Raw genomic sequence first — 19,900 nt, 5'->3', positions numbered from 1 at the left:
TTCGTAAAAGTAATGTTATTAATATCTCTTAATTACATCATCATCCCAGATCTGAACTTCAATATATCTTTCCGGCCCTTTATCCCCTTGTTTATTCCAATCCTGGGGCATTCCATATTCGTTGATCACTTCAATAATTTCCTGCTTCGTGTAGACTTGTCCTCGATAGGGTTTATCATCTTTAACTCGCATGGTTGGGAAAAGATCACCGTATGTAAAACTAATAGATGACTCTATGAAATCATCCCAATGTAGTACAATCCAATCCGGATTGATGTACCATGACTTAAGCCAATCACACGCTCCTAATGTCATGTAATGAGGGAAGGAGTTTATTGGTTTGCCGCCTTTAGCAATAAATTGTTCTCTTGCAAGCATTTCAAGTTCTCTTCTAATCTCGATATAATCAAGAGACCTTTGACTCGCAAATGTCTTTCCTTCTTTATTAATCTGTTTAGAAATATCTATCGCTTTTTGCAGAGGTAAACTTGAAAGGTTCCTAAATGGTCCAGTTTTTCTATCAAAATAATGATACAACGAGTAGTTCATATGCGTGTACCATCTCCATCTGTTCTGATCTTATTTAATAACCTTCGGGCTTCGCCAGGGCGTTTGATAATGATGATTTTCTTATCTGTATATTCCTCTAGCTTTTTTAATATATTCGGTCTTTTATCTTTCCTGAAATTCCAACCATACTTAATAAACGGCCAGTCAATCGACTCCGGACAACCTTCATTTAAATCAGGTCTTGTCTTGCCATGATATTGTACTCTGCGTTTTATTACTCGGTATGTCGTGATCACAGGTGATATATCGAAAAATATAATAACGTCTGCTGCTTGTAACCGTATATCCAGTGTTCTTCCATAGTGTCCATCAATGATCCACTGATCTTTCGCAACCAATTGGTAGTTAACATCATCCCATTCAGTTCTAGGTGTTTCGATCCAACCTGGCTTCCAGTAGTAGAGATCTAGATGGTACACAGGTACATTCAATATCTCCCCAAGTTCACGCGAAAATGTTGACTTCCCGGAACCGCTTGAACCAATGACCATAATTTTCATTTTTTATTTTCCTCTTGTTCATTCATTAAATGTTCTATTGAGGCAAAACAATCAATCGTATAATTCTGACCATCAAAAGTAAGTGTAGTAATCGAACATTCAGATACTAAACTGCTTTGTTCCGCAACAAACTGGGGATGAAAATGATGGAGCACATCCTCTGAAAATGTATTCACAATATAATCAGTAATCAATCCTCCATGGGTAACAATGATAATATTACTTCCAGAAGGATATTCTTCTGCTAGACTCGTTAATAAGGAGGACATTCTTTTACAAGCGGATTTCACAGAATCACCTATCGGAGGAATATAGTCGGGTTCCCGAGTACATTTATCCCACATCTGAATAAATTCCTCAAATGTCTGTTCCGGTAGATCTCCCCAGTTCGCACGCTCCCGTAAACGGTCATCTACGATGATCTCTACGTTTGTTTTAGCAGCAATATACTCCGCTGTTTCTATAGCTCTTCGAAGCGGACTAGAGATGATTGCATGGATCGGTATCTTACTAACATGCTCAGCAGTAGATTGTGCTTGGATGATACCTTGTGGAGTGATTGGAACATCACCTATGGCTTTTTCCTTTATTCCATGCCTTACTAGAAAAAATGTAGTCCCCATTTACCTCACCTCATGTCATTATTAAATGTTTACCTATTAAGCCAAGTCTCTAGAGTTGGAATCAGATCTTCATAGGCTTTTAGTGCCATGATGGTACCTGTCACCTCGGCTGTGCCTTGTTCTTGATCATTCGCGTCAGTGCTTTCTATGTTTAATGAGCGTTTAAGGCTATATTCGAGCCACTCTAACTTGCCCTGAAAACCAAGAGACAGCACCATTCCCCAATCTGTTTCTACTTCTCCGCTCTGTTTCTGAAAATAACTATTCACAAAAGCATTTAATTTCTCTCTATTTATACCTCCTGTTTCATTTACAGACCAATATAGCGCGGTCTCCACTACATCATGCTTCGGATGGATAGCTCCCGCGGACTCCCAGTCTATAATGATGGGGTTCCCTTGACTCCACATGACGTTTTTTGGTTCTAAATCTCGGTGACTAATAACCATATCAGATGATAACTTCATAGGGGATTGTTTTGTTTTCTCAGTCCAGATGTATAGTTGGTTAACCGTATCACGTAATAGACTCACCCAAACAGAGCCGGCTTTTTTTCCTTCTTCTAAATAAAATCCCCAATCTATTTCTTTCATTTGATCCAGGACCATATGATTCTCTATTTGAGAAAAATCCGTATTGTGGATATCACTGAGAATAGCCCCTATCTTCTTACAATGAGACACATCTATTTCATCAGGTTTCAAAGGATTTCCTTCGATCCATTCAAAAATAAGATAGTACTGATGATCTATCTTCTGAATAAATTCGCCTTCTATGATCATCGCCGGAAGAGCAGGCAAACGTGTAGAGGCAATAACAGCTACTTTTTCGGCTCTAATATAATTAGGAAGTGCTGTTGGTCTTTCCATAATTTGCGGATTCAATGCTTTTACCGCGTACTTTCCTTTTGTCGTTTCGATGGCAAACATCCGGTGTAATAGCCCGCCTGATACTTTCACCGGTGCTTTCGTTATTTCTCCCAAGTTACATGTACAGCACAATTTTTCAAACTGAATATGATAGGAATCATTCACTATACTCTCTCCTCCGCTAAGGCATACGACACTTCGAATTCTCTGACATAGACGCCTGTCCCTGACACATATACGTCCATATTCTGCTCACCACGGTTAACGGTTACCCATACACTTCCCTCTCGCCCTACTTCTTGCCCTTGCTCAACAAGAAAATTCACTTCAGAAACATTTTGGTTTAGGTAAGTTAGATAATAAGCACCCATAACTCCGGAAGCTGTTCCCGTTATAGCATCTTCAATCGTTCCTGAATAGGGAGAGGAAAAATGTCTTGCATGCATAAAAGCATTCTCATCTACCGTTTCCAAGCTGAACGGATGAATGGATGCTTTTGAATTTTGGGTAAGAATCTCAGGAAACATAGAATTAGTGGGCTTCATTTTAGAGAAACTATGTACATTTTTGATAGGTAGTAACAAGGTCCATGTCCCCGTACTTCCAAATACAATCGGCATTGTGGCGTCAATTTCTTCTTCGGTAATCCCGATACTTTCAGCAAGCTTCGATATAGAACCCTGAAACGGAGTAAACCGAGGTTTGTCTTGCTTCATTGTAATAAAATGTTCGCCATCTCTTGTTTCAAAAAAGATAGGTAACACTCCAACATTAGTTTCAACTCCAATCTCATTTTGATCCACGTCAAGAATCCCTAAAGTCTTTAAACAATACATAGCAGCGATGGTCGCATGTCCACATAAATTAATCTCGTGTCCCGGAGTGAAATACCTCAATCTTACATCTGCCTTCTCGGATCTCAGCACAAAGACCGTTTCATTAAAACCTACCGATCTTGCAATAGATTGCATTGATTCCTCATCTAAATCATCTGCATTCAGTACAACCCCTGCTGGATTACCTTTATTAGGTTTAGAGGAAAAAGCATCATAATGCAGCACTTTTCTGTATCTCATATGGAACACCTTCTTCCTATTACTCTATCAATTATCTCTCATAGGGTATCTGCAATAAGCTCTTCTCTAGCTGAGATCAACCAAGGATGAACGAGCTTCAGCTTATCCCTTTGTCCCCAAATGTAATTCAGATAAATTAGAATGGCCTCATCAATTTCCAATCGATCTACCTTGCTTCTCATTTCTTGTAAATACAAGTGTTCACCCGGTAACTTCCATGAGATTTTATCCGAGACAAACAAGATCTTATCCGTCATATTCGCATGTGGCTTATGGGTGGTATGACTTTCAATGGCTCCTAATATCTCGTCATCCGTTATTCCAAAAATATCTTCAGCCATATACCTTGATAGTTTTTGATGCACGCTTCGGTCATACGTGAGCTCTTGCTCTAGAACTTCAATTGACAGCGTTTTCGAAATTTGAATCATTGAGGAGACTGGAACTACATTGCTGATATCATGTAAAAATGCGGCACATACCATTTTTTCTGATTCCAGGCCATATAGCTTGGCAATTCGTTCCGCTTCCTCAGCAACCTCAAGTGTATGCTGCAATGTTCTTATATCATGATTGAGTTTAAAAAAAGAAGTAATGTCCTCTTTTAAATCTCCTGATAAAACCAAGTCCCTAGTATATTCCATAAAAATAGGATTCACTGAGTTCCCCCCTTACAAAAGGTACGCCTCCACATGAAATACTGCCATTGTTCATATGAATCCTCCCCTAAGTCCTAATAATCCATTTACATGCTCAATCCAGTTTCCGTTCTGATCTGCAATATAGGTGTTCCATAACCTTTCTTGTGCGGGTTTTAGGTTTTTTTCTTGATCATCTATATACCATACATGTCCATTTGGATTCAGTTTCTTATGAACAAACTCGTATATTTTAGGGTCAGGTTTACACAGTCCAACTTCACTCGAGATTGTGAGACTCTTTATATAGGGTAACATGGGTCTAAATAACGGTTCGATCCATTCTGCCCGGTGATTGCTAAGGATATGAATGTCAGTTAACTTACTCCAGGTTGGGATATAATTAAAAGCGGGTAAATACCCGAGATGTTTGAATAGTATCCGTTTTGCTTCTTCGATTTCTATCGAAGGACACTGTATCTTGAGCCATTGCCAAAACTCCTCTTCGCTTATCTTCCCAGACCATAAAGATTCACGAATTTCCTGTTTATATTGAGCTCGTAAATGTTCATGCGGGATATCCGCTTTTTCCGCAATCTCATACCAGAATGTCGGAGAAAGATTGGTGATAAGTACTCCGGCTGCATCAAGAATCAGTTGATATGGGTGCTCATGCTATCCTATTCTCCTCTTGTATATTTCTCCGGAAGCAATTCACTAACTTTTACTTTTATGTACTGATTTTCTTTCTTTAAAATTACATTTATCTCCGGTCCATAATCACTTATCAATTCTCTGCAGATCCCGCAAGGAGAAACGACTTCTATTTCTTGTACCTCTTCAGTTAGATCGGGATGTCTTACTGCTACAATCGTATCAAAATCGCATTCCCCCTCTGAAATTGCTTTTCCTAATACAACAACTTCAGCACATACGGACACTCTTCCGATATAGGCCTCTAAATGAACGGCTGAATAAGTCATACCGGTTTTCGTTCTTATCGCTGCTCCCACATGGTGTTTTCCCTCTTTATATAATTCTTTTATTGTTTTTTTCGCAGCATCAATCAGCTGTATGTCTTCATTCGTTAATGAACTCATCGATTACACTCCTATTCTAAATACCGCATTCCATTATTTTTTCAGCAAAAAAAGCAATTCTTATATGATTCAAGTACTCCTGTGGGCTTGAACATCAAATTCGTTTCATATAAACCGCGGAACGTCGAATACAGGGTCACCGATGACCCCTTTAATGCCTATTCATGATAGATCTACCTCCGCTCCATCCGAGTTCATCGCTCTTCTTTCTCGTTTAAAATCTCCATCATCGTCGCTTTGGCCTTCTCGTCTAATATATAATGCCCTGTATCCTCATGATCCGTAAATAGATTTGATCCATCAGATATCCACACAGACAATTCCCTTTTTTCCCCGTTCTTTAATGTTAGTTCTGCCGCATAGTCCGCTGGACGTATATCAAGCTGTCCTTTATCAGATATCCCGCTGCTTATTGCATTCAGATAACGAACCATTTCTTCTTGTGGTAGGGTTATAACTGTGCCGTCTCCCATCTGAAAATCAACTCCGCTAATGTCTTCTATGCTGATCGAGTGTTTATTTCCCCAAGTCATATTTGCAGCATCTTGATTCTGACAACCTGTCAGCAATATAACGAGAAAAATAAATACCATGAATATTTTTTTCATAGTCAGCTCTACTTTCTAACACTTTCGTGCTTTATAGGATCGAGATAGTTCCAGCGTTAATATAATTCATCCACCTAATAAAATGGGTCATTTTGCTAAATAAGAAAATTTGTGTTCGATGTGTTACTATATTAAAGAAACTTTCGATTTCGAATGAACCTCATAGAACCAATTCAAGTCGCCAAAAAACACACAAAATATATTGATGAAATGTAGGGATATCATATGCTCTTAGCTCTTTTAATCTTCTGTATTCTGTTCTCCGTCTTATTTATTGTGAAAAGTGAAGATGGACGATATTTATCAAAACTTTCTTTACTTGTTTTCGCTCTGTCCGTAATAATCAATATCTTACTTATCAATGATGCTGTATTTATTGGAACTCAAAATGATACTGAGTTTTTATATCTTTTTGAGATCCACCTGAATGACGTATTTACGTATGTTAGAGCGATCACTTATGTTTCTGTTATTTCTTTAGTATGTTACTTTGGATTTCATGCGGCGAATAAATGAATTCTCAATAACCTGACTACAGAAGTTCCCGATTCCATCGATACTCTAATCTTGAAGCAGTTTCTACAGCTCGCTCTTCACCTAATAATTTGGAGACCACATGCAAAGAAGCATCCATTCCAGCCGTAACGCCTGCGGACATCACGATCTTACCATTGTCTACATATCTAACATCTCTCAAGATTTCACAATCCTTAGGTGCCACTTGTACTAACAAGTCCATAGCCCGCTGATTCGTTGTTACTTTAAGTCCACTTAATAAATTCGCCTTTGCTAGCAATAGGACACCTGTACATATGGATAATACAATTTCTGAATTTTCCGAAGTACGCCTAATCCACGATGTCAGTTCTAAATTGTTCATTTCAGTCCTAGCCCCTATACCGCCAGGAACAACTAAAATATCGGGCTTCGGACAATCACTAAAATTATATTTAGGAGCAACGGTAAAAGAACTTATCGTATTTATTAACTCCGACTTCTCGCTGACAGTATACGTATAAAAGTCTTTCCCCCAATCGCTTGCGGTGGCAAATACATCAAATGCTCCGCAAAAATCTAAGCCATCGACATGTTCATACAGCAGTACGGCTACATTTCTTTTTCTTGTCACCAAGATCAGCTCCTAAATATATGAATTATCAAATCATGAACCAGGCTTGATCGCTCTCCAAATGAATTTATGTTCTCTAACGCCAATTCTTCCGTTAATGATATTTCCATTTAATTTCTTCTCAAGTTCTTCTTTTAATTCTGAATTTGTAAAGTCTGGATTACCAGGTATGTCGGATAGAAACTTAGCAAACTCTTGTTCATTCGGAAAATAAGTAACAGAGTGGTTATATTCTTCAATTTCGATTTCTTCATAACCATTTTCTATCAATCTTACTTTTACCTTGTCAACATTCGTATGAATCCCAAATATCATTCCACCCGGTCTTAGTAATCTACTATGATTAATAATGGATGTCGGTCCCCTACGGTCATAGATTAGATCAAATTGACCATCTTCAAAAGGCATTTCAGATTTAGTTGTAGCGTAAACAAAGTCAACGTTTTGAACTGAACTGTTTTGTAATAAAGTTTGTGCAATCTTGAAGAGTTCTTGAGAATTATCAAATCCAATGATGTTATTCGCGTACTTGGACATCTTTAACGTAAATTCCCCATGACCACAGCCTGCATCCAGGACAGAATGATAGTTTGGAATTAAATCAATTAAACGTTCTTCAAAAATGTCTTCCGCAGAACGACCTTCGACTGTACATTCCGCTCTTCCTTTATAACCGCCATTTCGTCTCGCGATCATGTCATACCATTCAATTCCCAATAAAATCCCTCCATTATTATCTTTCTATTAGATTACAGATGTATAACTCATAATTTCTCTCATCGTTTCTTCGGGAGTTTGATTTTTCGTATAAATAATATGTTTCGCTAACTTCTCATTGGAGTCATGCTCTACAAAATGTCGATTTCCCCACACAAATAGGCTCGATTAAAATGATGTTTGTCATTGGATTTCCTCTCATGCAAATTACTATTTTTCCTCTTCAACACTCAAGATCATCTCATTGATACCAATTCCCCCAGGTAAATCTTTCTTTGCCACACTGATCAGAGCTCTTATAGTGACTTCTCCCTGCACATCCTTATCCATCACATCTTCGTCAGATACAGGGATGGCGTGAATCCTTAGAAAGCTTCTATCTGAATCTATATCGTGCATAGCTAAAGAATTAATCTTAAATCCCTTCGTTACGGATTCCTTCCTTCCAAAACTTACACATATAAAATACTCGGAGGGGGTTTCTTGTATCACAAATCCACCAGGTACGGAATTTACATAATTCTCATATTGATCTATTATTTCCTCGGGTAGATTCTTCGCGCTCCATTCCCAAGAGAAATCCGAACCAGTTTTAGTGTAGATCTGTCGTTTATAAGGAACAGCAGTTTCTTCTTTTCTATTGCCCAGCACTTCTTCCGTTTGGGATGTTTCATCCTCCTGTGTCACCTGATTTCCGTTTACGGTTTCTCCGTCGCATCCCATCAGTAATCCCAGAATAAATATCATGAAGGTAAGCCCGATTCTTATCCTCATCGCTGCATTCCCTCCTTAACACTCACGAGTCGTTTCAATTAACATATTCGTCTTTCAACAGTCCATAGCACACAATGTCTTCATATTCGCCCCATTTTTTAACATGCTGTCTTAGTAATCCTTCATATTTCATACCAATCTTTTGCATAACTTTACCTGATGCAGGATTTCTCGCTAAATGACGAGCATAGATTCGGTTCAATTTCATTTCTTCAAATGCATAAAGCACGATCCCTTTAGCAGCTTCTGTACAATAACCATTACTCTTATACTTTTTTCCAATCCAGTAGGCGAGCTCCCCATGATCAAAATTCTTATTGCATCCAATCGTTATCGCGCCAATCAAGTAAGATTCCTCTTTATGTACAATAGCTAAAGTAAGTGATCTTTCTTCATTAAAATGTTCGGTATGTGTATCGATCCAAGCCTTTGCCATTCCATCCTCGTAGGGATGCGGGATATATAATGTTGTCTCAGCGATATACTTATCGCCTGCTAATTCTTGAACCTGCTCGGCATCCTCTTGACGAAATGGTCGCAAGTAAAGTCTATCTAATCGAATAGTCGGTAGTTCTTTCATAGAAACCTCCTAAGTCAGATGTATGGAAATTGATAGATGTTTATCCCATAAATATACATCCCGTTGTAAAATGATGCTACCCCTTACTGCTAAAATATGAAAACTAAGAATAATGCTACGTTTCACCACGTCCACTATTCCCTCAAAAAATAAATACATATTGTGACCTTTCTCACAATATGTATTATTTATATTGTTTATTATTGGATACATAAAGAAGATATTTATTAACAGTGAATAGGTGCTAGGATATAAAACACCCTTTTTTTTAAATATTTATGTGAAAAAACTCACATACTTTTTTTACCTCACTTCCAATAAAAAGATAATGAATTAGACAGAGAACTTAGCAGGATATCAGTGGAATCAACGAGGAGGAACTAACTATGACTCAAAAACAAAAGCTTGTTGTTGTTGGTAACGGAATGGCTGGCATGAACACAATTGAACAGCTTCTTAAACTTACAGATCAATACAGCATTACGGTAATTGGAGCTGAGCCCCACCCTAACTATAATCGTATCATGCTTTCTTATGTATTAGAGGGAAGCAAGACGATTGATGATATTGTAATTAATGATCGTGCATGGTATGAATCGGCCGGCATTCACCTGATTACAGGTAAACGTGGCACAAAAATTAATACTGAACAAAAAACAGTTCAAATGGATGATGGAACGGTAGTTGACTATGATCGCCTTATTATCGCGACAGGCTCGAATCCATTTATCCTCCCTATTCCGGGTTCTGATCTCGAAGGGGTCATTGGCTTCCGCGATATTGAAGACTGTGAGACGATGATTGCAGCAGCATCGAAGTATAAAAAAGCCGCTGTAATCGGCGGTGGATTGTTAGGCCTGGAAGCAGCGAAAGGACTTGTTCAGCTAGGCATGGATGTAACTGTTGTTCATCTGCCTGATTATCTCATGGAACGTCAACTTGATGTAACTGCAGCTAAAATGCTCGAAAAAGAACTGGAAAGCCAAGGTATTAAATTCGCATTAGGTAAACAGACCTCTGCTTTGAAAGGGGATACTCGTGTTACTGGCCTTACTTTTACAGATGGTACTGAGCTCGAAGCGGAGTTAGTCGTTATGTCTGTTGGTATTCGTCCAAATACTGAACTTGCAAGCAATAGTGGAATCGAAGTAAATCGCGGTATTGTTGTTGATGATTACATGCAGACTTCTGTACCTGATGTATTCGCAGTCGGTGAATGTACGGAACACCGCGGCACATGCTACGGTCTCGTAGCACCATTATTCGAGCAAGGTGCGGTACTTGCAAAGTCCCTTGCGGGCGTGGAAACGAAGCCATACGAAGGATCGATCTGCTCAACGAAGCTTAAAATTTCGGGCGTTGATGTATTCTCAACCGGTACTTTTATGGAAGAAAAACAACATACAACCATCACGATGCATGACGGATGGAAAGGTACGTATAAAAAGATTGTAATGCTGGACAATGTGATCGTTGGTGCTGTTCTATTTGGGGACATTGATGACTCTTCCCGACTTGAGCGGTTCGTTAAAAAAGGCGAACTCATGACGGAAGAATTGTATGCAGAATTAACAGGTACAGGCGGATGCTGCGGCGGCGGATCCAAAGCGAACGTAGCAGCGGAACTGACTGATGAAGATATCGTCTGCGGCTGTAATGGTGTAACGAAAAAAATGATTGTCGATGCCGTTACTATTGACGGTCTAACCACTCTTGATCAAGTGAAAATGAAAACAGGCGCATCCCGCTCTTGCGGCGGATGTAAACCGCTGGTAGAACAAGTAATGCAGCTTGTCCTAGGAAATGGATTTGATGCAGAAGTTAAAGAAGGTATTTGCGGCTGCACCACGATGTCGAGAGATGAGATTGTTGAGGCAATTAAACAGCAAAATCTTCATACTGTCGCAGAAGTAACGAAAGCCCTGGAATGGAGTCAACCAGAAGGATGCTCGAAGTGCCGCCCTGCTCTGAACTACTATCTCGGTATGCTGTGGCCAACCACATATCAAGATGAACCTGCTTCTCGCTTTGTTAATGAGCGTATGAACGCGAATATTCAAAAAGACGGAACTTATACCGTTGTTCCTCGGATGTATGGCGGTATGACAACACCTCAAGATTTGAAAAAGATTGCTGATGTATCGATTAAATATAATCTGCCTCTTGTGAAAATGACAGGCGGTCAACGGATCGGCATGATGGGTGTGAAAAAAGAAGATCTGCCTAAAGTGTGGGAAGAGCTAAATATGCCATCTGGTTATGCTTATGCGAAATCCCTGCGTACCGTTAAGACTTGTGTCGGCTCTGCTTATTGCCGTTTTGGTACACAGGATTCCCTCCATATTGGTGATCTGATTGAACGTAAATTTGAACGTATCGACTTCCCTGCCAAAGTCAAATTTGCAGTGAACGGTTGTCCACGTAACTGTGCAGAATCTTGTACAAAAGATATTGGTATCGTCGGTAATGACGGTGGCTGGGAAATTTATGTAGGCGGTAACGGCGGTATTAAAGCAAGACTTGCTGATCTGCTATGCAAAGTAAAAACAGATGAAGAACTAATCGAAATCAGTGCTGCTGTACTTCAATTCTACAGAGAAACAGCTAAATATTTAGAGCGTACTTCGGATTGGGTAGAACGTGTGGGACTAGATCTCATTCAACGTAACACGGTAGCAGATGTTGAACAACGGAAACAGCTTGCTGAACGAATGGATATTGCACTAAGCCGTACGGAAGATCCATGGCAAAAAGTATTGAAAGATCAAAAACTGAAAGAAACCTTATTTGAAAAAGTAGTCGTTGCGAAATCTTAATCTACATTGCATAAAGGAGTGTTCATAGATGTCTAATACGATCACCGAAAAGTCAGTTTATATCGGGACGACAGATGAATTTTTAGAACGTGTAGGAAGAACGGTTGTGATTGAGGGGCAGAGTCTTGCTATATTTAAAACTGCTGAACAGATCTATGCACTCGAGGATCGCAATCCTCATCCCAAAGGCGGACCTTTGAACGAAGGGATTGTCTCTGGACACTATGTGTATGACCCTTTGTATGATTGGAAAATTGATATGCGAGATGGATGCGTTCAAGCACCGGACGAAGGTCAAGTTCGCACGTTCCCCGTTCTTGTAGAAGAAAATAAAATATATGTTACAATGAGGTAAAATTTGGTGATATAAACACTATTACCTAATCGTTATTCGTAACCATTGATAAGGCAGGGGAAGACGATGTTCCAATCAACGATCGAACTGGTTAATCAATCAGTAGAAGCGAAAAAAAAGCTTATGCAAACAAGTTTGTTACGTTACTTCATTGCTGCTATGCTTGCAGGGGCTTATGTCGGAATTGGTATTATGCTTATTTTCACAGTAGGCGGTTCATTTAAAGCCGCAGGCTCTCCAGCCGTTCAGCTCGTCATGGGGATGTCCTTCGGTATTGCACTCACACTTGTTATCTTTGCAGGTTCTGAATTATTTACGGGTAATAATATGCTCTTCACGGTAAGCAGTTTATCGAAGCAAACATCTTGGGCTTTTACATTTAAGAATTGGGCAATCGTCTTCTTCGGCAACTTGCTTGGTGCTGTCGTACTTTGCCTTCTGATCTATGGATCTGGTGTGTTCGGAAAAATCCCGCCAGATCACCTGCTCTTTACAGCCGCTGCAGGAAAAATGACCATGCCTATCGACCAATTGTTTTTCCGCGGCATTTTATGTAACTGGCTCGTATGCTTGGCTATATGGACATCGATGAGAACGAAAGAAGATACAGCGAAACTTATTCTCATCTGGTGGATGCTGTACGCATTTATTGCGGCAGGATTCGAGCATAGTGTAGCCAACATGTCACTCATGACCATTGCTCTTATACTGCCTGGGCATCCAGAAACGATTACATTTGCAGGATGGCTGCATAATATGATTCCTGTTACCCTTGGGAATATCGTTGGCGGCTCCGTTTTTGTAGGTATGGCCTACTGGTTTATGAGTTCGGCAAAATCGAAAAAACAATAAAAAGATAACCCCTTTGTGATTCACTTCGGCACGGTCCATCCGGCCTGAAGTGCAGCGCACAAAGGGGCTTTTTCTATAACAAAGTCTCAGCAATAGATATGACCCAATCCCGGTCACTACCTTCCGTTCCAATCTCATATTGCAGCGCCTTGCCACGTGAGTCCATTTCAATCCAGATCAATTGTTGTTTCTCATCATTTCCAATGTATACAGCCTCATTCCCTCGTATCTGTACATTTTCATAGGTATAATCCTCTATATCGGATAATTGAATTCGGCTTTTTGTAGTTCCAAATATTCGAAACTCAAAGTTCTGACCCCTCTTGTTGTAAGTGAGGCTTAAACCGACTAATGTATGATTTGGCCTCAGATCTCGCAGCACTACGTGCTTGCCCGTTCTTCTGCTTTCCTCTATCATCTCATCTATTTCTTGGTTGGTTAAATTATCAAATCCATAGTACACCTGAATATTCTCAATTTCCGCATCCATAGGAAATGAAAGTTCCCACGGAGAGGCTTTTTCTCTTAAAGCAGTAAGACCTGCATTCCATTCTACTGCTTTATAATTCGTTTGTTGGCTAATCTTTTTTTCACCAGCATCTGCGATATAAATCCCCTTACCCATACCAGGCTTTAGTTCCTTAATAATGGTCTCCATCACGTTGTTCCTGTTAAGCGAGTCAATCTCTAGTATACCTAGTACATTTCCTTTCTCATCTTTCATTTCCACGGAAGACACTCCCTCTCCACATCATATCTGATGTGTAAATCGATTGTTAGATGAAGTCATTTTGTATAAGGTAATATTCTTATTTATTCTTGAATTCTGCTTTTGACAAAAACCTTTTGTCGCCAAGAAAAGCAACAATAACATTGAAGATGACGAGCACATAAGACATAACTACAAGATTAATTCCTACGAGATAAAGTACCCCGAAGGTAAGCATACCTAGTAAATAACATACCGTGGGAACGAGCTTTTGCTTAAGAAGTGCAATGCGTTCCATACTTTGATCAGTCGGGTTCTTGTAGGCTTGCTTTAATCTATCTCTTGCTTGTCCCAATAGATATGCGTAGTATACAACAACTAAAGATATTAATGTAACTAAGACTATTCTAACGTAAGTTTCTACCATGATATCGTTTAAATTGCTCATCATGCCCTCCTTTCTGCCCCGCGGAGATCCGCATCGTTATCGATGTAGATTGTACCAAGCCGGACAGGGAAGTTAAATCCCTGCAGGGCAGATCATTTTACCGCTGCTATGAGATGGAAGCCCTGAGTTTTACAGGCATACAAGTAATGATACCTCATTAAACTATTCGGCAGGTTAGTTCCAAACATGGTAACATAAGGATATATTCTTGAGGTTAGGAGTGAGGACCCATGAAAGGTCAAAGGGGAATGAACTTGGGCATAATTCGGATCTCATATATTCTGGGGATAATTGCATTCTTGTCGATGTTTTCATTTACTGTACTTAGCATTTCGTTTTCAATATTGCAACTACTTAACTTATGAATGAAAGAAGGTATAGAAAATGATACGAGAAATTGAACAGCAATTCACTGAAGAGATCCTTACCGAAGCAATAAAGCGATATGACCTTAATAAAGACACTGTTCGTTCATTGGGCGGTTATGAAAGCTTTGTTTATGAATACCAGAAAAACAACGCATTTTTCATATTAAAAATCTCACATACAATTAGAAGATCAAGAAATAATATACTGGGTGAACTTGAATTTTTAAATTTTTTGTCGAATAAAGGACTGGCAGTTTCAAATGCTGTTCCATCGACCAGAGGTAATATGGTTGAAGAAATTGCTGCAGAAAATGGTTCGTTCCTAGCCATTTCATACGAAATGGCTCTTGGAAAAGAAGTGTCGGATGAAGATTGGAATGAATCGCTTTACGAAAAATGGGGCGAATTTATGGGGAAAATCCATCATTCCACAAAGGGTTATGAATGCAGTAATCCGGCGTTTAAACGACAAGCCTGGGACCAAGAAGTTCAATTAAAGGCGGAGAAGTACCTGCGACCTGATGATGTAATGATTTCAATTCTAAAAGAAAGATTAACAAAACTTACTTCTCTGCCCAAGTCCAAAGATACATACGGTTTGATTCATAGTGACTTTAGTCAAAGTAATTTTTATCTGCATAACGGCAACATTTATTTGTTCGATTTCGATGATTGCAGTTATACGTATTTCGTAAACGATATTGGGATTACATTGTGTTATGCACTTTTTTTTCCGTATAAGGAATTTGAAAATAAAACGGAATATTATAGATTGTTTTTCCGCCATTTTATAAAAGGATATCTAAAGGAAAATACAATCCAAGAAGAAGAAATAGAATATTTACAAGAGTCTATTAAACTTCGTTATGCATTGTTCTATATTTATTTTCATCAAGCAAACGATGTGTCAAATTTGGATGAAAAATCAAAGAACTGGTTAAAAGATCTGCAACGAGTAGCCGCTTCTGATGAACCTATGCTGCCGATTGATTTTGTTCAAGAATTTAAAAGTATTTATAATAGTATTCATTAACCTAGGAGCATTACATTTTACTAACGAAAAAACGATAGTTGAGCACAGCAGGGAGCAGCTTGCCAGTTGGTAACTGCTCTCTTTTCGTTATCCAATTGGGCAAGATAGTTCAATTACCGTCTTAATTGGGTTATTAGTTTTTTACTATGAGTTAACAGAAATTTTGTATAGCATATATTCTATTTATTAAAATAGAGTTTATTACAAGATACGAAAACTTGTGATACACTCAGAGAATTGTTTGTTAATGACATGAAAGGTATAATAAGGGGTGGATTAGGTGGAGTTATTATTGTTTATAATTGGTCTGCTTATTTTGTTATTCTTGATAGATAGAATATCAAATAAGATACTTGGGGTTGAAAAGAAAAAATTATCAGAAACCTCTGGTAAAAATGTAGATCGTTGGGGTGGTATTACTACCCTTATACTGTTTTTAATCACACAATGGTTTGGTATTACTAACGAATCAGACACTCTAAGAATGTCTTATTGGATGACCTATTTGGCATTTTTATTTGGTTTTCAGGCAATTATGGAATATATTTTTATAAAGGAATCAAGACAGTATATCAGTACAATTATATTACTAATAATGGTTCTTCTTATTGTATATAATATAGATTATTATCCTTTTAAGGATTAGACAGAAAATACATAAGATTTTAAATCTACGGAGTGAGGCATTAAAATAGTGGCTCCATTTTTTTGACAATAGAATCCCATGATCCTGTTTTTATGGTATAAAAAATAGACCGCCTTCACTCTCGGAACGGTCTATTTCTCGTCTAATTATTGCCATTATTACACTTATACTCTTTTTCTCAATGATAATTAATGTCCTCTTCAATACACTAACCACGAGATCATAATAAATTGTAATGCTCCAATCACCTCCAGAATTCCTGCTTTCATTGGCTTCATTGATTTTCCAGAGAACAGATACGTACGCACGAGCGGGAAAATAAACGGTAAAATCATCCAAGGTTGGCTTAATATAAATGGAATGATGAGAATCAATATATGATAGATTTTAGCTGCTTTTTCCCAAGCTGAATTGCCTCTTTCCCGGAATATCGTTTTCACGAAAAGCGCTGTTCCCATGAAGTAAATTAAGTTATAGATCACAATAGTCAGCATCTCTGCATCCCAAGTGCCGCCGCCATACAAGTAAGATGCAGCTCCTCCTAAGGAAAAGATCACAATGGCACAGAAATCATTCAAAATAGCTCTTTCCGCCTTCTGTTTGACATGCCATATGTTCACACTTAATAAGATCAGGAATGGGATTCCAAAATAAAATAATTGAGGTTTGTCAATAAGAGGATATAGGAGTGCTGCTATAGCAATTACACCATAAATGACGGCGTATTTTAATAAATGCGTCCGTTGTTTTTTTCTTTTTATTGCTTGTAATAAAGGATACGAAGCTAGGTATAAGAACAACCACGCTATAAATAAAAGAATGTGACTAAAGCGGGGTGTCCCTGCCATCACGCCAAATAAGAACGGAACACTAATCATGGCCCATCCCCCATGTTCATGAGGAATCACCAATTTATTCTGCTTCATCGGTATGGTCCTCTCTTCTTTTGTTTATTCAACTCGTTTTCTTCATTCTCGTCAGGAGCAGAAGCAGAAACGAAATAAGAATGATAGAGATCGTCCAGAGCCAGGCCATCGTCATATTACCAGATTCCACTGCTACAAAAATGGCCGTTGGGACCGTTTGTGTCTTGCCCGGAATATTTCCGGCAATCATAAGGGTTGCACCGAACTCCCCAAGACTGCGTGCGAAACTAAGAATATAAGCGGTCATTACCGAAGGAAGAGTTATAGGTAAGGTAACATAACGAAATAACTGCCATTCATTCGCACCACTAGAGCGCGCTGCGTCCATAATATTCGTATCAATCGCAGCAAACCCGTTCTTCATCGTCTGGTACACCAGCGGGAAAGATACAACAACGGAAGCAATGACTGCAGCTCCCCAGGAAAAAATAATCGAAGTAGAAAATATACTTTCGATAAGCTCACCAACCCAGCTGTTCCTACCCAGAAATACAAGCAGCAAAAAACCGATCACGGTCGGAGGCAATACAAGTGGAAGCATGAATATCGTCTCGACGATCACTTTCCCTGGGAATCTTGTAATAGACATACGCCAAGCAAAAAAAATACCAAAACAGGTACTGAGGACACTGGAGATCGCAGCGACCTGCAGTGAGAGGCGTATCGGACTCCATAGCTGCATAAAGTCTATATCCATGTTTACTCACCAGGAGCCGAGAAACCATACTTTTTGAAAATAGACATTGCTTCCTCCGATTGCAAATAAGTGTAGAATTCCATAACCTCTTGTTTATTTGCTGAAGAATGAATTACGCCTACAGGGTATTCAATGGGAGTATAGAATGAGGGATCCACCGTATAGGCAATTCTTACTTTATCTGAAGAGAGAGCATCTGTCTTGTATACAAAACCTGCCTCTACATTTTTCGTCTCCACATATTGCAGAACCTGACGCACATCTTTCGCTTGAATAATTTTGGACTCTACATCATCCCATACGTTTCCATGCTGAAGCGCTTCTTTCGCATACTTACCAGCTGGCACGGTTTCAGGAATCCCAATGGCTATACTGCTAACTTCCGTTCTTAGCAAATCGTTCACATCTCGAATCGTTGTCTTGTCATCCGCTGCGGTAATCACAGTAAGTTCATTCGTCAGCAAGGTAGTCTGCTCGTCCTCTGCAATTATTCCTTGCTGAGCAAGAGCTTCTATATAGGATTTGGATGCAGAAATAAACAGATCAACTGGGGCCCCTCGCTCAATCTGCTGCTGCAATGCTCCCGATCCACCGAAGTTAAAATAGATCGTAACATTGGAGTTTTCCGCTCTATAGTTATCTTGAATTTCTTGCAGAGCATCGGTTAGACTCGCTGCGGCAGAAACCGTAATCTCTATTTCTTTACCATCTGTCTGCTTCTCAGCCTGTTGATTCCCACATCCCAATAATAGCAGAAAAATTGTGAAAAAAAGAACAACATATTTCATATTTTTCTTAGAAAAAACCCCCATACTTACCCCCTCCTAACCACCAATTTGTGACATTCTACGGTGGGTAGGCGTATGGGATGTTTCTTGTCCACCCTGTAGGAACTTGTACATTTCATGATGTTCGGGCTTCGTACCAATCGCCTCTAGAAACATATGCCGCAGTGCTTCGTCATCCCCGATTACATTTCGGACTTGGAACTGTTCAGTCCATGCTAGACATGGCTTAATATACCCATCAGCGGTAAGACGCAGACGGTTGCAAGACTGACAGAAATGCTCACTAACAGGATGAATCAAACCAAAACTGCCAACGGCACCTTTCAGTCGATAATTCTGTGCGGGTCCATTCCCCTTTACATTGCCTACACTTTCATAATCCCATTCCTGCTGTGTGCATACTTCTTTCACTGTGCTGAGTGGCAAGTAAAGTTTTTTCCACTGTTCATCACTGTGTCCGATGGGCATATATTCGATGAAACGCACATGGATATCCCGATCTTTCGTCAGGGAAATAAAATCAGCGATTTCATCATCATTAATCCCTTTCATGAGTAGCACATTCAGCTTGATGGGAGTCAGCCCCACTTTGAGACAGGTATCAATGCTGTCCAGTACCTTTTGAACGTTGCCTCCGCGTGTAATCATTTTAAACCGATCTGGGCGTAAGGAGTCCAAACTTATATTCACACGTGTCAGGCCTGCTTCTTTTAACTTCGCTGCACGAGGTCCTAGAAAAATCCCATTCGTTGTAAGAGCAATATCTTCAATCCCGGGAATATGGGCGATCATATCCACTAGTTTCTCCAGTTCTTTTCGGACAAGGGGTTCTCCTCCTGTCAGTCTGATTTTGGATATTCCCATTCCTGCAACAACCCGCACTACGTCAGCTATCTCATCATAAGTAAGTATCTTATCGGAAGGTTCGAATTCCATTCCTTCTTCCGGCATACAGTAAACACAGCGCAAATTACAGCGGTCTGTCACTGATATTCGTAAGTATTCATGCTTTCGGCCAAACGAATCTACGAGACGAGGTACTGTCATCCGGTCATCATCTCCTTTCTTTTAAAATAGG

The 19,900-nt window shown here is 39.4% G+C and carries 24 protein-coding genes; 5 read left to right on the top strand and 19 right to left on the bottom strand.

Going from position 1 to position 19,900, the window contains the following annotated elements; all coding sequences use genetic code 11:
- Positions 1 to 18 precede the first annotated feature (18 nt).
- The 13 genes from H9647_RS01435 to H9647_RS01375 form a co-directional block, all read right to left on the bottom strand.
- The gene (locus tag H9647_RS01435; RefSeq protein WP_191797504.1) at positions 19 to 549 is read right to left on the bottom strand and encodes a hypothetical protein; all 531 of its coding nucleotides are present in this window, start codon (positions 547 to 549) and stop codon (positions 19 to 21) included.
- Positions 546 to 1,070, bottom strand: a complete 525-nt coding sequence (locus H9647_RS01430) for a DNA topology modulation protein (protein ID WP_191797502.1) — start codon at positions 1,068 to 1,070, stop codon at positions 546 to 548. Before H9647_RS01430 ends, H9647_RS01435 begins: the two co-directional genes overlap by 4 nt.
- On the bottom strand, positions 1,067 to 1,693 hold the full coding sequence (locus H9647_RS01425; protein WP_191797500.1) for a histidine phosphatase family protein: 627 nt from the start codon (positions 1,691 to 1,693) through the stop codon (positions 1,067 to 1,069). Before H9647_RS01425 ends, H9647_RS01430 begins: the two co-directional genes overlap by 4 nt.
- Positions 1,694 to 1,722: 29 nt before the next feature.
- Entirely contained in the window at positions 1,723 to 2,727 is a 1,005-nt protein-coding gene (locus H9647_RS01420; protein WP_318245240.1) for a phosphotransferase, read from the bottom strand.
- A complete protein-coding gene (locus H9647_RS01415) occupies positions 2,727 to 3,638 on the bottom strand; it encodes a PhzF family phenazine biosynthesis isomerase (protein ID WP_191797498.1) in 912 nt (303 codons plus the stop codon). The genes H9647_RS01420 and H9647_RS01415 overlap by 1 nt, the downstream gene beginning before the upstream one ends.
- Before the next feature lie 38 nt (positions 3,639 to 3,676).
- Positions 3,677 to 4,297 carry a bis(5'-nucleosyl)-tetraphosphatase (symmetrical) YqeK gene (gene yqeK / locus H9647_RS01410; protein ID WP_318245239.1) on the bottom strand — a complete coding sequence of 207 codons (621 nt, stop codon included), beginning with the start codon at positions 4,295 to 4,297 and terminating at the stop codon, positions 3,677 to 3,679.
- A 51-nt stretch (positions 4,298 to 4,348) separates the two neighbouring features.
- Positions 4,349 to 4,594, bottom strand: coding sequence for an HAD family hydrolase (locus tag H9647_RS01405; RefSeq protein WP_191797496.1), 246 nt, complete (start codon positions 4,592 to 4,594; stop codon positions 4,349 to 4,351).
- Positions 4,595 to 4,956: 362 nt separating this feature from the next.
- Positions 4,957 to 5,376 carry a cytidine deaminase gene (locus tag H9647_RS01400; protein ID WP_191797494.1) on the bottom strand — a complete coding sequence of 140 codons (420 nt, stop codon included), beginning with the start codon at positions 5,374 to 5,376 and terminating at the stop codon, positions 4,957 to 4,959.
- 194 nt (positions 5,377 to 5,570) lie between these two features.
- Positions 5,571 to 5,969 carry a hypothetical protein gene (locus H9647_RS01395; RefSeq protein ID WP_191797492.1) on the bottom strand — a complete coding sequence of 133 codons (399 nt, stop codon included), beginning with the start codon at positions 5,967 to 5,969 and terminating at the stop codon, positions 5,571 to 5,573.
- A 547-nt stretch (positions 5,970 to 6,516) separates the two neighbouring features.
- Positions 6,517 to 7,113: a DJ-1/PfpI family protein gene (locus tag H9647_RS01390; RefSeq protein ID WP_191797490.1), complete on the bottom strand. Its 597-nt coding sequence runs from the start codon at positions 7,111 to 7,113 to the stop codon at positions 6,517 to 6,519.
- Between the two features lie 33 nt (positions 7,114 to 7,146).
- The gene (locus H9647_RS01385) at positions 7,147 to 7,830 is read right to left on the bottom strand and encodes a class I SAM-dependent methyltransferase (protein WP_191797488.1); all 684 of its coding nucleotides are present in this window, start codon (positions 7,828 to 7,830) and stop codon (positions 7,147 to 7,149) included.
- A 210-nt stretch (positions 7,831 to 8,040) separates the two neighbouring features.
- Positions 8,041 to 8,604 carry a hypothetical protein gene (locus H9647_RS01380; protein ID WP_191797486.1) on the bottom strand — a complete coding sequence of 188 codons (564 nt, stop codon included), beginning with the start codon at positions 8,602 to 8,604 and terminating at the stop codon, positions 8,041 to 8,043.
- Positions 8,605 to 8,638: 34 nt separating this feature from the next.
- Positions 8,639 to 9,184 (bottom strand): GNAT family N-acetyltransferase, encoded by a 546-nt coding sequence (locus H9647_RS01375; protein WP_191797484.1) that lies wholly within the window; start codon positions 9,182 to 9,184, stop codon positions 8,639 to 8,641.
- Between the two features lie 386 nt (positions 9,185 to 9,570).
- On the opposite strand from H9647_RS01375, the gene nirB reads away from it, so the two are divergent.
- From nirB to H9647_RS01360, 3 genes are all read left to right on the top strand, one after another.
- The gene (gene nirB / locus H9647_RS01370; protein ID WP_191797482.1) at positions 9,571 to 12,000 is read left to right on the top strand and encodes a nitrite reductase large subunit NirB; all 2,430 of its coding nucleotides are present in this window, start codon (positions 9,571 to 9,573) and stop codon (positions 11,998 to 12,000) included.
- Between the two features lie 28 nt (positions 12,001 to 12,028).
- The gene (gene nirD / locus H9647_RS01365) at positions 12,029 to 12,355 is read left to right on the top strand and encodes a nitrite reductase small subunit NirD (protein WP_191797480.1); all 327 of its coding nucleotides are present in this window, start codon (positions 12,029 to 12,031) and stop codon (positions 12,353 to 12,355) included.
- Positions 12,356 to 12,421: 66 nt separating this feature from the next.
- The gene (locus tag H9647_RS01360; protein WP_191797478.1) at positions 12,422 to 13,207 is read left to right on the top strand and encodes a formate/nitrite transporter family protein; all 786 of its coding nucleotides are present in this window, start codon (positions 12,422 to 12,424) and stop codon (positions 13,205 to 13,207) included.
- A gap of 73 nt (positions 13,208 to 13,280) precedes the next feature.
- Here H9647_RS01360 and H9647_RS01355 read toward each other — a convergent pair whose 3' ends face one another.
- On the bottom strand, positions 13,281 to 13,937 hold the full coding sequence (locus H9647_RS01355; RefSeq protein WP_191797476.1) for a hypothetical protein: 657 nt from the start codon (positions 13,935 to 13,937) through the stop codon (positions 13,281 to 13,283).
- A 79-nt stretch (positions 13,938 to 14,016) separates the two neighbouring features.
- The gene (locus tag H9647_RS01350) at positions 14,017 to 14,367 is read right to left on the bottom strand and encodes a hypothetical protein (protein ID WP_191797474.1); all 351 of its coding nucleotides are present in this window, start codon (positions 14,365 to 14,367) and stop codon (positions 14,017 to 14,019) included.
- 381 nt (positions 14,368 to 14,748) lie between these two features.
- Between H9647_RS01350 and H9647_RS01345 the strand changes: the two genes are divergently transcribed.
- Positions 14,749 to 15,765, top strand: coding sequence for a phosphotransferase enzyme family protein (locus H9647_RS01345; protein WP_191797472.1), 1,017 nt, complete (start codon positions 14,749 to 14,751; stop codon positions 15,763 to 15,765).
- A gap of 280 nt (positions 15,766 to 16,045) precedes the next feature.
- The gene (locus H9647_RS01340) at positions 16,046 to 16,411 is read left to right on the top strand and encodes a DUF4181 domain-containing protein (RefSeq protein WP_191797470.1); all 366 of its coding nucleotides are present in this window, start codon (positions 16,046 to 16,048) and stop codon (positions 16,409 to 16,411) included.
- 200 nt (positions 16,412 to 16,611) lie between these two features.
- Here H9647_RS01340 and H9647_RS01335 read toward each other — a convergent pair whose 3' ends face one another.
- From H9647_RS01335 to moaA, 4 genes are read right to left on the bottom strand one after another with little or no spacing between them, the layout of a single operon-like run.
- Positions 16,612 to 17,337: a YwiC-like family protein gene (locus H9647_RS01335; RefSeq protein WP_191797468.1), complete on the bottom strand. Its 726-nt coding sequence runs from the start codon at positions 17,335 to 17,337 to the stop codon at positions 16,612 to 16,614.
- Between the two features lie 28 nt (positions 17,338 to 17,365).
- Positions 17,366 to 18,034, bottom strand: a complete 669-nt coding sequence (modB, locus tag H9647_RS01330) for a molybdate ABC transporter permease subunit (protein WP_191797465.1) — start codon at positions 18,032 to 18,034, stop codon at positions 17,366 to 17,368.
- Between the two features lie 2 nt (positions 18,035 to 18,036).
- Complete coding sequence (gene modA / locus H9647_RS01325; RefSeq protein ID WP_191797463.1) at positions 18,037 to 18,846, bottom strand: molybdate ABC transporter substrate-binding protein; 810 nt, start codon at positions 18,844 to 18,846, stop codon at positions 18,037 to 18,039.
- 12 nt (positions 18,847 to 18,858) lie between these two features.
- A complete protein-coding gene (gene moaA, locus H9647_RS01320) occupies positions 18,859 to 19,869 on the bottom strand; it encodes a GTP 3',8-cyclase MoaA (RefSeq protein WP_191797461.1) in 1,011 nt (336 codons plus the stop codon).
- Between the last annotated feature and the right edge of the window lie 31 nt (positions 19,870 to 19,900).

Origin of the sequence: Paenibacillus gallinarum, assembly GCF_014836635.1 — a bacterium.
In the GTDB taxonomy this organism is placed as follows: domain Bacteria; phylum Bacillota; class Bacilli; order Paenibacillales; family Paenibacillaceae; genus Paenibacillus; species Paenibacillus gallinarum.
The sequence above is the reverse complement of the archived record's forward strand: the minus strand, read 5'-3'. Positions and strand labels throughout refer to the sequence as shown.

Bases quoted from the DNA above. Each gene is read 5' to 3' on its own strand.
- H9647_RS01435 (WP_191797504.1), bottom strand. From the start codon at position 549: ATGAACTACTCGTTGTATCATTATTTTGATAGAAAAACTGGACCATTT.
- H9647_RS01430 (WP_191797502.1), bottom strand. From the start codon at position 1,070: ATGAAAATTATGGTCATTGGTTCAAGCGGTTCCGGGAAGTCAACATTT.
- H9647_RS01425 (WP_191797500.1), bottom strand. From the start codon at position 1,693: ATGGGGACTACATTTTTTCTAGTAAGGCATGGAATAAAGGAAAAAGCC.
- H9647_RS01415 (WP_191797498.1), bottom strand. From the start codon at position 3,638: ATGAGATACAGAAAAGTGCTGCATTATGATGCTTTTTCCTCTAAACCT.
- H9647_RS01405 (WP_191797496.1), bottom strand. From the start codon at position 4,594: ATGTTACCCTATATAAAGAGTCTCACAATCTCGAGTGAAGTTGGACTG.
- H9647_RS01400 (WP_191797494.1), bottom strand. From the start codon at position 5,376: ATGAGTTCATTAACGAATGAAGACATACAGCTGATTGATGCTGCGAAA.
- H9647_RS01395 (WP_191797492.1), bottom strand. From the start codon at position 5,969: ATGGTATTTATTTTTCTCGTTATATTGCTGACAGGTTGTCAGAATCAA.
- H9647_RS01380 (WP_191797486.1), bottom strand. From the start codon at position 8,604: ATGAGGATAAGAATCGGGCTTACCTTCATGATATTTATTCTGGGATTA.
- H9647_RS01375 (WP_191797484.1), bottom strand. From the start codon at position 9,184: ATGAAAGAACTACCGACTATTCGATTAGATAGACTTTACTTGCGACCA.
- nirB (WP_191797482.1), top strand. From the start codon at position 9,571: ATGACTCAAAAACAAAAGCTTGTTGTTGTTGGTAACGGAATGGCTGGC.
- nirD (WP_191797480.1), top strand. From the start codon at position 12,029: ATGTCTAATACGATCACCGAAAAGTCAGTTTATATCGGGACGACAGAT.
- H9647_RS01360 (WP_191797478.1), top strand. From the start codon at position 12,422: ATGTTCCAATCAACGATCGAACTGGTTAATCAATCAGTAGAAGCGAAA.
- H9647_RS01350 (WP_191797474.1), bottom strand. From the start codon at position 14,367: ATGATGAGCAATTTAAACGATATCATGGTAGAAACTTACGTTAGAATA.
- H9647_RS01345 (WP_191797472.1), top strand. From the start codon at position 14,749: ATGATACGAGAAATTGAACAGCAATTCACTGAAGAGATCCTTACCGAA.
- H9647_RS01335 (WP_191797468.1), bottom strand. From the start codon at position 17,337: ATGAAGCAGAATAAATTGGTGATTCCTCATGAACATGGGGGATGGGCC.
- modB (WP_191797465.1), bottom strand. From the start codon at position 18,034: ATGGATATAGACTTTATGCAGCTATGGAGTCCGATACGCCTCTCACTG.
- modA (WP_191797463.1), bottom strand. From the start codon at position 18,846: ATGGGGGTTTTTTCTAAGAAAAATATGAAATATGTTGTTCTTTTTTTC.
- moaA (WP_191797461.1), bottom strand. From the start codon at position 19,869: ATGACAGTACCTCGTCTCGTAGATTCGTTTGGCCGAAAGCATGAATAC.